This window comes from Pseudozobellia sp. WGM2 (genome assembly GCF_017810075.1).
Taxonomy (GTDB): domain Bacteria; phylum Bacteroidota; class Bacteroidia; order Flavobacteriales; family Flavobacteriaceae; genus JADNYK01.
In genome coordinates, this window is sequence record NZ_JADNYK010000004.1 from 569,784 (window position 1) to 580,946 (window position 11,163).

The window sequence follows — 11,163 nt, forward strand, 5'->3', positions numbered from 1 at the left end:
TTCCAAAAATAGAAAATTAAACCATGAATTTAGCTTTTGAAAGGTACAGGCCCAACATTCCTCTTTATTTTCTTAATTTCGCAAGAATTAATTTTTCTATATGAAAGAGGTTGTAATTGTCTCCGCAGTACGTACGCCCATAGGTAGTTTCATGGGCGCCTTATCGTCAATACCTGCACCAAAATTGGGTGCCATTGCCATAAAGGGTGCACTTGAAAAAATTAACTTGTCACCTGATTTGGTCGAAGAGGTTCTGATGGGTAATGTGGTGCAGGCGGGTACTGGCCAGGCCCCAGCTCGACAAGCAGCTATTTATGCTGGCATATCTGATAGCGTGCCTTGCTCTACCATAAATAAAGTTTGTGCTTCAGGAATGAAAGCTGTTACTCAAGCCGCTCAAGCCATTGCCTTGGGCGATATATCGATTGCTGTTGCCGGTGGAATGGAAAACATGAGTCTAATTCCACATTATGTACATCTAAGAAACGGACAAAAGTTTGGCCCCACTACTCTAATCGATGGTATGCAGAAAGATGGTTTAGTTGATGCATACGACCAAAATGCAATGGGTGTATGTGCAGATGAATGTGCGAAAAAATATAATTTCAGCAGAGAAGACCAAGATAATTTTGCGATACAGTCTTACCAACGTTCAGCTGATGCTTGGAGCGGTGGTAGATTCGATGATGAAGTTGTTCCGGTAGAAGTTCCTCAACGACGTGGCGAACCTGTTCTTGTAAGGGAGGATGAAGAGTTCAAAAACGTGAAAATCGATAAGATACCTCATTTACGCACCGCTTTTTCAAAAGATGGAACAGTAACAGCAGCTAATGCCTCTACCATAAATGATGGGGCTGCCGCTCTAGTACTTATGAGTGCCGAGAAAGCCAAAGAACTTAATTTGACGCCGTTGGCAAAGATTAAAAGCTATGCCGATGCCGCCCAAGAACCTAAATGGTTTACCACGGCACCTGCAAAGGCATTACCGAAAGCCATTTCGAAAGCGAATATATCTTTAGATGATATCGATTATTTTGAATTTAACGAGGCTTTTTCTGTCGTGGGCTTGGCCAATATGAAATTATTAAAACTCTCTGACAAAAACACAAATGTGAATGGGGGTGCAGTATCTCTGGGCCACCCGTTGGGTTGTTCTGGAGCACGTATTCTGGTAACCCTTTTACATGTTCTTAAACAAAAAGAAGCTAAACTGGGTGCCGCAGCCATATGCAACGGTGGTGGTGGCGCTTCAGCAATTATTGTAGAACGATAATTAATCCGTATTTCGTTAGTAAAAATTATGCAGTACGGTATCTGTCATCTTAGCGTTGTTTCAGTTAGGGTTCAAACGAACGATTCTTCTGAAATGCTCACCCAACTTTTATATGGTGATCATTTCAAGGTGCTAGAGCAACGTAAGTCTTGGAGTCGTATTAGAACCGCTTTCGATAAATGTGAGGGTTGGGTGCTCAACCAACAAATTACGCTCATAGACGACGTTACGTTCACCTTTATGGAAACCGACAAGAGGGTAAGGCACTCGTCTGACCTTGTCTCTTTTATAGAGACCAAAGAATCGGTACTGTTACCTATTTTGTTAGGCTCTTCGGTCGGCCATACAGGACAATTGGCCCATAAGTTCGATGGTAGCTATTTTGAAGGTAAAAAGGAGAAAAATAGCTTAATCAACACCGCCTTATTGTACCTGAATACACCCTTTCTTTGGGGTGGCAAAAGTCCGTTTGGTATCGATGCCTCGGCATTTGCGCAAATGGTTTATAAGATCAATGGTTACAATTTATCGCGAAAGGCCAACGAGCAAGCTTCACAGGGTGAACCGTTAAGCTTTATTGAAGAGAGTGAAGTCGGCGATTTGGCCTTTTTCGATGATGCCGATGGTGAGATCTACCACGTAGGCATTATCATGGAAAACAACTATATTATTCATGTGGATGGTAAAGTGCGAATTGATCGCTTAGACCACACCGGAATCTTCAATGTCGATACTTCTAAATACTCCTTTAAACTAAGGGTGATCAAGAAAATTATTTAAAACAAAAAAAAATCCTTCTAGATTCTCTAGAAGGATTTTTTTTGGAAAACATTATAACTTTAACACTACTCGCCCAACAACTTTTTGACGCGCATAAAGTTTTCATTATCTCCCATTGCACCGTATATATTCTTAAGTTGAGTAAGAATACTTTGGTTATCAGGGTTCATTTTTAATGCATCTTCAAGAACAGTAGCGCCTTCCATAAAAAGGTCATCTTTCTTCTTCTTCAATTCATCATACTTGGCGATATCAGCCTTTGAATTACCAAGACTGTTCATTTCATCAATCAAAGAGTTACCCTCGTTTACATAAGTAGTAGAAAGGTTCAACTGGGCGTTTGTGTAACCAGGATTGATTTCCAATGCTTTCTTATAAGAAGCTCTAGCCTCTTCCAAATTATCCTGCTCCATGTTTATTACACCGATATTATAGTGCAAATCTGCATTTTCAGGAGCCATAGCTGCTGCTTCGGCCATTAATTCTTTAAACTTTTCTTTATCACCTAATTTGTAGTGAAGGTTAGCTTCGTTCAAAATTAAGTTTACATCATCAGGATTGCTCACACGGGCTGCTTTATAAGCTTCCAATGCTTTATCATCTTGTCCTAACTGGGTATAGATAAGTGCGGTATTCTTAACAATTTCGGCTTTTTTAGAAGGTGTGTTCTCATCAACTGGGTCCTTGTAGGTACCAGACTTGACCATGAGATCTCTTTGCGTCTTTTCCATCTCTTCAATTTCGCCAGATTCTACATTGGTAGCTTTATAGACAACACCGCTACCGTCATATCCGATTTCTTGCAACTCTTCGTAGTATTGAAGAGCTTCCTCATAATGACCGCCATTCACAGCGCTACTGGCTGCATAATAAAGGTAAGATGTATCTTGAGGACTGATTTTATAGCTTGTATAAAGTTTCTCGGCAGCCTCTTTGAATTTCTTGTTACCGTTATCTTCTACGGCTGAATTCACCAAATCAGCGCTCAATGCGGTCATATGCTGTTTAGTTTCATCAGAATATTTGTTCTTACCACTTTTTTCTTCGACCTCAATAACTTTTTGAAAAGATGTAGCTGCTTCTTCAAATGCCCCACTATCTCCTTTTTTTGCCAAATCGGCGTACGCCTTACCGCGTGTAAAATAATATTGGGCCTGAAGCTTCTCATCTGCGCCAGAAATTGATCCAGACACCGCATCTAAAGCTGTTTTTGCCGCTGCTGCATCACCACCTTTGAGTGCTTTTTCAGCAGTCTTGATTTCATTTTTCTGAGCAAAGCCTAACATTGAGAAACATAGGCTTGCAAGTATTAAAAATTTAGTTTTCATTTTCTGATCTAATTAATTAAAATGTTAGTGTTTACTATTTATTTAAGATTACTCTTTTGTTTCTTCGCTAGCATCATTATCAAGAGCCGTGCCATCTTCCTCAGGGCTTACGTCAATATCCATGATATCAGCCTCTACGATGTCTTCTTCCTCTTTCATAACTTTAGCCACTGCAGCGATAGAATCATTATCCTTTAAATTGATAAGTCTTACCCCTTGAGTTGCACGCCCCATGACCCTTAGGTCTTCAACGCTCATTCTAATGGCAATTCCCGATTTATTGATAATCATTAGGTCATCGGAATCGGAAACATTTTTTATGGCTACCAATCCACCCGTTTTTTCGGTAATGGAAATGGTTTTTACTCCTTTACCACCTCGATTGGTAATCCTGTAATCATCTAAACTTGAACGTTTTCCGTATCCGTTTTCAGACACCACCAAGATATCTTCCTCAAAATCGTGAACCGAGATCATACCGATAACTTCATCGCCATCATTAGCTAGCGTTATACCCCTAACCCCTGAAGCATTTCTACCCATAGGTCGGGTCTTGCTTTCTTCAAAGCGAATAGCCTTACCTGATTTCAAACCAAGAAATATTTGGCTCGTTCCCGTGGTCAATTTAGCTTCTAGAAGTTCATCATCTTCACGAATACCAATGGCGTTGATACCATTTTGCCTAGGTCTTGAGTATTGCTCCAATGATGTCTTTTTGACAGTACCCTTCTTGGTCGCCATAATTACATAATGGCTATTTACATACTCCTCATCCTTCAGGTCTTGAGTACAGATAAAGGCCTTCACATTATCATCTTGCTCGATATTTATCAAGTTCTGAATAGCCCTACCTTTCGAAGTTCTGCTTCCTTCAGGAATTTCATAGACTCGCATCCAGAAACATTTCCCTTTTTGGGTAAAGAACAACATATATTGGTGGTTGGTACCCACAAATAGGTATTCTAAGAAGTCTTCGTTTCTAGTCGACGATGCTTTTTGCCCTACTCCACCTCTATTTTGTATTTTATATTCAGATAGCGGAGTTCTTTTAATATAACCTGCATGAGAGATAGTGATTACCACCTGTTCGTTCGGTATCATATCTTCAATACTCAAATCGCCACCGGCTAGATTAATTTCAGACCTACGCTCATCACCATATTTTTCACGAACCTCTAAAAGCTCTTCTTTGATAATCGCCATTCTTCTTTCTTTCTTGGCGAGAATATCTTTGAGGTCGGCAATAGTCTTAATAATTTCATCGTACTCAGAACGCAATTTATCTTGCTCAAGACCAGTAAGCTGTCTCAATCGCATTTCGACGATTGCCTTGGCCTGAACTTCAGAAAGCTTAAAGCGTTCCATCAATTTAGTCCGGGCTTCGTCAGCATTCGAAGATGCCCTGATAATTGCAATTACCTCATCAATATTATCAGAAGCAATAATCAACCCTTCTAAGATATGGGCGCGATCTTCAGCTTTCTTGAGCTCAAATTGTGTTCTTCGAACTACCACCTCATGACGATGCTCAACAAAATAATGAATCATCTCTTTGACGTTCAACAACTGTGGTCGACCATTGACCAAAGCAATGTTGTTCACACTAAAAGACGATTGTAAGGCCGTATATTTATAAAGCGTATTCAGTACAATATTGGGTATTGCATCACGCTTTAAAATATAAACGATTCGCATACCATTTCGGTCAGATTCATCACGAATACTCGAAATACCCTCTATTCTCTTCTCATTGATCAAATCGGCGGTCTTCTTAATCATGTCCGCCTTATTGACTTGATAAGGTATCTCGGTGACGATAATAGATTCTCGACCTTGAACTTCTTCAATTATTGCTTTAGCCCTGATTTTTACGCGACCACGACCGGTATGGAAAGCCTCTTTAACCCCATCATAACCATATATAGTTCCCCCTGTCGGAAAATCGGGAGCCTTGATATAAGTCATAATTTCATCTATCTCTATATCGTTGTTATCGATATAAGCTACGGTACCATCTACTACTTCGGTAAGGTTATGGGGCGGCATGTTTGTGGCCATACCCACGGCAATACCTGAAGCGCCGTTTACCAATAAGTTCGGAATTCTAGTGGGGAGAACTGTTGGTTCTTCGATAGAATCATCAAAGTTGAGCTGGTGGTCGACCGTATCCTTATCGATATCGGCTAGCATCTCTTCAGCGATCTTTCGCATTCTAGCCTCTGTATATCGCATTGCTGCAGGGCTATCGCCATCTACAGAACCAAAGTTACCTTGACCATCGACCAGCATATATCGAAGGCTCCATTCCTGGGCCATACGCACCATGGTATCGTAAACCGAGGTATCACCATGAGGGTGATATTTACCCAAAACCTCCCCAACGATACGGGCAGACTTCTTATGGGAACTTGTTGACCTAACGCCCAAATCGTGCATACCATATAACACCCTTCGGTGTACAGGTTTCAGACCGTCTCTGACATCTGGTAAAGCACGTGACACAATGACCGACATCGAATAATCGATGTAGGCAGATTTCATCTCCTCTTCTATGTTAATAGGAATTAATTTTTCTCCTTCTGCCATATTAAAATCCTAGTATATTATTTTAGTTAAAAAACATGCCAATATACGCATAATCATGGCTTTTAAAGCATTACTAAAGTACTTTATTAAACATTTTATCAACACTTTCACCCCCTATAAACGTTGAAACTTTACCCGCTGATTATTTTGTAATTAGTTTCTTTTTTCGTCAATTCAACTTAAGTTATCTAATAATAGGTACACTATTTGCGTTAGATTGGTATAGTTTTACTAATTTTATAGATGAAAGGATAAGATTTATGGATGATAATTTTTCACCAAGAGTAAAAGATGTGATTGCTTATAGCAAAGAGGAAGCACTTCGTTTGGGGCACGACTTCATCGGCACCGAACACCTCATGTTAGGGCTTTTGCGTGACGGCAACGGTAAGGCTATCAGTATATTGGACGCGTTGGAAGTTGATTTGGATCACCTGAGACGTAAGGTCGAGATTTTGAGCCCATCGAACCCCAACCCGAACAGCATACAAAAAGATAAAAAGAACCTGCACCTTACGCGTCAAGCGGAGCGTGCCCTAAAGACAACGTTTTTAGAGGCCAAGCTTTTTCAGAGTTCTTCAATCAATACCGCACACCTTTTACTTTGTATACTAAGAAATGAAAACGACCCGACAACCAAGTTGTTACATAAACTGAAAGTAGATTATGATGGGGTCAAAGAGCAGTTTAAATTTATGATTACAAGTGATGATGATATTGTAGATGCACCGACTTCAGAGTCGTTCCCAAATGACAATGATGACGCTAGCGATGGAAAAGAAGGAAGTTCGTTCGGTGCCGCTACCGGCCAAAAAGGCAATAAAAAATCGAAGACTCCGGTTCTCGATAATTTCGGGCGAGATCTCACCCGTTTAGCTGAAGAAAATAAACTTGACCCCGTCGTAGGACGGGAAAAAGAGATTGAACGTGTCTCACAAATACTGAGTCGAAGAAAGAAAAACAATCCACTGTTAATAGGTGAACCAGGTGTTGGTAAAAGTGCTATTGCAGAAGGTTTGGCCCTTCGAATTATTAACAAAAAAGTATCACGGATACTTTACAATAAGCGAGTGGTTACACTAGATTTGGCATCTTTGGTTGCTGGTACAAAATATCGTGGCCAGTTCGAAGAACGCATGAAAGCGGTAATGAACGAACTCGAGAAGAATGATGATGTAATTCTTTTTATCGATGAGATACATACTATTGTAGGCGCTGGCGGTGCAACCGGAAGCTTAGATGCATCGAACATGTTCAAACCGGCGCTGGCCAGAGGTGAAATTCAATGTATCGGAGCCACTACCTTAGATGAATATAGACAATACATCGAGAAAGATGGTGCATTGGAAAGACGTTTTCAAAAGGTAATCGTAGAACCTACAACTGTAGAAGAGACCATTGAAATTCTACACAACATTAAAGGTAAATATGAAGACCACCATAACGTGTTGTATACAGATGAGGCAATTATTGCATGCGTAAAATTGACCAACCGCTACATGACCGACCGTTTCTTACCGGACAAGGCCATTGATGCGTTAGATGAAGCAGGTTCACGTGTTCATATTGTTAATATGGATGTACCTAAACAAATCTTAGAGCTCGAAAAACAGCTCGAAGATGTTAGAGAACTTAAGAACAGTGTGGTCAAAAAACAGAAGTATGAAGAAGCCGCTAAGCTACGTGATGACGAGAAGCGTATCGAAAAAGAATTAGCGACCGCACAAGAAAAATGGGAAGAAGACAGTAAACAACACAAAGAAACCGTATCTGAAGATAATGTGGCCGATGTAGTTTCGATGATGAGTGGCATTCCAGTGAATAGAATTGCCCAGACCGAGAGCAATAAATTGGCAGAACTACCTTCATTGATCAAATCGAATGTGATTGGGCAAGACGATGCAGTGGCCAAAGTAGCTAAGGCCATACAACGTAATAGAGCTGGATTGAAGGACCCGAACAAACCCATTGGCTCCTTTATATTCTTAGGGCAAACGGGTGTTGGTAAAACACAACTGGCCAAGGTTCTTGCGAAAGAGCTATTTGATTCAGAGGATGCACTGATTCGCATAGATATGAGCGAATACATGGAGAAATTCGCGATTTCGAGATTGGTGGGCGCACCTCCAGGGTACGTGGGTTATGAAGAAGGAGGTCAATTGACCGAAAAGGTAAGACGAAAGCCCTATTCGGTAGTGCTGTTAGACGAGGTTGAAAAAGCACATCCTGATGTGTTCAATATGATGCTACAGGTATTAGACGACGGTTACCTTACCGATAGTTTAGGAAGAAAGATTGATTTCAGAAATACGATTATCATAATGACCTCCAATATCGGGGCGCGTAAGCTCAAAGATTTTGGTCAGGGGGTAGGTTTTGGTACCGCTGCCATGAAGTCACAAGAAGACAGTCATCAAAAGAGTGTTATCGAAGGAGCTTTAAAGAAAGCCTTTGCTCCCGAATTTTTGAATCGAATTGATGATGTTATAGTCTTCAATCCGCTTGAACGAGAAGACATTCACAAAATTATTGATATTGAATTGCGTAAATTATACGCTCGAATTAAAGATATCGGTTACGACTTAACCTTGAGTGATAAAGCAAAGGATTATATCTCTGATAAAGGTTTTGATAAGCAGTATGGGGCTAGACCCCTTAAAAGGGCAATTCAGAAATATATTGAAGATACGTTGGCCGAAGAAATCGTCAACTCTAAATTGGAGGAAGGTGATTCTATAATTATGGACTTTGATGAGAAGAAAGAAGAGCTTACCATCAAAATCAAAAAGCCCGAGAAATCACCGAAAACTGAATAATTTCGTAAGAAATTTTGCAAAAGGGAGTCGCTATATACGACTCCCTTTTTTTATACCCGATAACCAAGTAGTAAGAATAAAAATACAAGTAAATGTCTACCTAGGTAGATTAAACGATATTTAAGCCTTTAATCTAATAATTTTCACTTTGCTCGACCTTACATCTACTTTCGTTTCGAACACTATAATATTTATTGGAATGAAAGTGAGGCGACCGAAAAAGACAGTTATTGTCAGGGAGTATCAATTGGATGTGGGAAAAGTGCAGGTATATGAGAACTATATGGTGGCTCTATTCGACGAAGGAGCAACCCTTACTTTAGAGAGGGTCTACCAAATTATCGGTATCTCAGAAATTCACTTTAGAAATAAAAATTTTGGTTACATAAGTTTACGCAAAAATTCATTTGCCGTAGACCCTACCATTTACACCTACCTAAGACAATTAGAGCACCTAAAAGCTTTTGCCATTGTATCGGTAAAAGAAATCGACATGCACAATTTTAAAATCGAAAAATTGTTCTACAAAAAACCGATGAAATTTTTCATTGAGTACGACAACGCCCTCAAATGGGTCAAGAGAAGAGTGAAATCTTAAGTAAAAAAGATTCTAAGATTTTGAAAGGTTGATCCAAAAGTGAATTTTGGTTCAACCTTTATTTTTACTGCTCATCACTTTCTTGCTGCCTACTCTCTTCAACAGCGAACAAATCAATAAATGCTTGGCCAACACCTTCGGCGACATCAGAAGCGAGCAATGATTGATATCCTATTTTATCGACCATAAGGTCGCCAGAACGGCCGTGCAAATAAACGCCAAATACGGCTGCATGAAGAGGATCATAGTTTTGGGCAACGAGTCCGGTAATTATTCCGGTCAATACATCACCTGTGCCCCCTGTGGCCATTCCCGGGTTTCCTGTGGTATTTACATAACCCATCTCGTGATATATGGTTATGGTGTGATGTCCCTTAATGACCAAGATACAGTCATATTCTTTAGAAAATCGCTTCGCTTTTTCAAGCTTATCAAAATCATCTTTCCATGACCCGATTAGTCTTTCCAATTCTTTAGGGTGCGGAGTCATTATAGTTTGAGCAGGCAGTTTCTTTAATAATGAGGCATCCTCAGAAATAATATTCAGTGCGTCAGCATCAATTACCAACGGGGTCTCATTAGTATTTAAGAAATCGGAAAAGGCCTTTTTCGTTTCCTTATCCTTACCCAAACCGATACCGACACCGATGACCGTAGGCGAGATAGAAAACTTGATATCGGTAATTTGTTCATCATCGACATCAGTCATTACCATAGCTTCTGGAAGGTTGGTCTGTAGCGGTATATATCCGCATTTTGGGGTGAATACAGAAACAAGTCCGCTACCCGTGCGCAGGCAAGCCTTTGCTGCCAAATGTACAGCTCCAATTTTGCCGTAACTACCCCCAATAATAAGACTGTGGCCATAAGTGCCCTTATGGGTATATTTTTCTCTCGGTTTATAAATCGGCAGTACTTCATTCTTTCCGATCAATTCATAATCGGTTTCGGTTTTCATCAAAAACTGAATATCAAGACCGATGTCCAAAACTTCCCAACGCTCAATAAAAACACCTGTTTCTGGCAAAAAGAAAATTAATTTCGGAACCTGAAAACTTAAGGTATAGTTTGACTTGACTATCGCTTTTTTATTCTCAGGAACGGCATCCGTAAACAACCCTGAAGGAATATCTACCGACAAAATAAATGCCCGTGTCTCGTGCAAATGATTGAATAATGACACCACCCAATCATCAGGTGGTCTATTAAGGCCGATACCAAAAATGGCATCTACTATAATATCTTCTTTAGCTATTTCAGGCCAGCTCGAACCATTTTCAAGAAAATGGGGCCAAACTTTTCGATTTTTCAATCGTTCAAGATTTACCAGAAAATCTTCTGAGCGTTTTTTGCTGTAGTTGACTACATACACCTCAATATTGTAACCGTGCTCTTGCAATTGGCGTGCAAGGGCAAGTCCGTCTCCACCATTATTTCCTATACCACAGAACAAGTGAATTTTAACTTGGGCACCTTGCATACGAAGATGAAGCCAATTAAATAACTGGGTAGCAGCCCGCTCCATCAACTCATTACCGGTAATATTCTGTTTTTCTATTGTGAATTTGTCAGCAGCATAAATCTGCTCGGCACTAAAAAGCTTCATTTAATAACAATATTTGATAAATGTTTGAAGAATCTATAAAAAATTGATCGTTCGTTTGATTAAGTTTTCAAAAGTACTACTTTTGGTTCTTTGTATTAAACCAACGAATGCACAAGGTCGACAGTAATAGAATTTTTACGCCATTCCAAAATGGATTCACCGCAACTACCGGTACC

7 protein-coding genes are annotated in these 11,163 nt (G+C 40.0%); 4 read left to right on the forward strand and 3 right to left on the reverse strand.

Annotation, left to right across the window (positions count from 1 at the left end; genetic code table 11):
• The first annotated feature begins 100 nt into the window (after positions 1-100).
• Together IV512_RS12250 and IV512_RS12255 are read left to right on the forward strand one after the other, a co-directional pair.
• Positions 101-1,273, forward strand: a complete 1,173-nt coding sequence (locus IV512_RS12250; protein WP_209403743.1) for an acetyl-CoA C-acyltransferase — start codon at positions 101-103, stop codon at positions 1,271-1,273.
• A 27-nt stretch (positions 1,274-1,300) separates the two neighbouring features.
• A complete protein-coding gene (locus tag IV512_RS12255; RefSeq protein ID WP_209403745.1) occupies positions 1,301-2,053 on the forward strand; it encodes an NlpC/P60 family protein in 753 nt (250 codons plus the stop codon).
• A gap of 65 nt (positions 2,054-2,118) precedes the next feature.
• Here the strand turns inward: IV512_RS12255 and IV512_RS12260 are convergent, their stop codons facing one another.
• Complete coding sequence (locus IV512_RS12260) at positions 2,119-3,381, reverse strand: tetratricopeptide repeat protein (RefSeq protein ID WP_209403747.1); 1,263 nt, start codon at positions 3,379-3,381, stop codon at positions 2,119-2,121.
• Positions 3,382-3,429: 48 nt separating this feature from the next.
• Complete coding sequence (gene gyrA, locus IV512_RS12265; protein WP_209403749.1) at positions 3,430-5,967, reverse strand: DNA gyrase subunit A; 2,538 nt, start codon at positions 5,965-5,967, stop codon at positions 3,430-3,432.
• Between the two features lie 260 nt (positions 5,968-6,227).
• Here gyrA and IV512_RS12270 point away from each other — a divergent pair, with 260 nt between their 5' ends.
• On the forward strand, positions 6,228-8,783 hold the full coding sequence (locus IV512_RS12270; RefSeq protein ID WP_209403751.1) for an ATP-dependent Clp protease ATP-binding subunit: 2,556 nt from the start codon (positions 6,228-6,230) through the stop codon (positions 8,781-8,783).
• Between the two features lie 199 nt (positions 8,784-8,982).
• On the forward strand, positions 8,983-9,381 hold the full coding sequence (locus tag IV512_RS12275) for an STAS/SEC14 domain-containing protein (protein ID WP_209403753.1): 399 nt from the start codon (positions 8,983-8,985) through the stop codon (positions 9,379-9,381).
• A gap of 64 nt (positions 9,382-9,445) precedes the next feature.
• On the opposite strand, the gene IV512_RS12280 is transcribed toward IV512_RS12275, so the two are convergent.
• Positions 9,446-10,987 (reverse strand): NAD(P)H-hydrate dehydratase, encoded by a 1,542-nt coding sequence (locus tag IV512_RS12280; protein WP_209403755.1) that lies wholly within the window; start codon positions 10,985-10,987, stop codon positions 9,446-9,448.
• Positions 10,988-11,163 lie beyond the last annotated feature (176 nt).

Bases quoted from the DNA above. Each gene is read 5' to 3' on its own strand.
- IV512_RS12250 (WP_209403743.1), top strand. From the start codon at position 101: ATGAAAGAGGTTGTAATTGTCTCCGCAGTACGTACGCCCATAGGTAGT.
- IV512_RS12255 (WP_209403745.1), top strand. From the start codon at position 1,301: ATGCAGTACGGTATCTGTCATCTTAGCGTTGTTTCAGTTAGGGTTCAA.
- IV512_RS12260 (WP_209403747.1), bottom strand. From the start codon at position 3,381: ATGAAAACTAAATTTTTAATACTTGCAAGCCTATGTTTCTCAATGTTA.
- gyrA (WP_209403749.1), bottom strand. From the start codon at position 5,967: ATGGCAGAAGGAGAAAAATTAATTCCTATTAACATAGAAGAGGAGATG.
- IV512_RS12270 (WP_209403751.1), top strand. From the start codon at position 6,228: ATGGATGATAATTTTTCACCAAGAGTAAAAGATGTGATTGCTTATAGC.
- IV512_RS12275 (WP_209403753.1), top strand. From the start codon at position 8,983: ATGAAAGTGAGGCGACCGAAAAAGACAGTTATTGTCAGGGAGTATCAA.
- IV512_RS12280 (WP_209403755.1), bottom strand. From the start codon at position 10,987: ATGAAGCTTTTTAGTGCCGAGCAGATTTATGCTGCTGACAAATTCACA.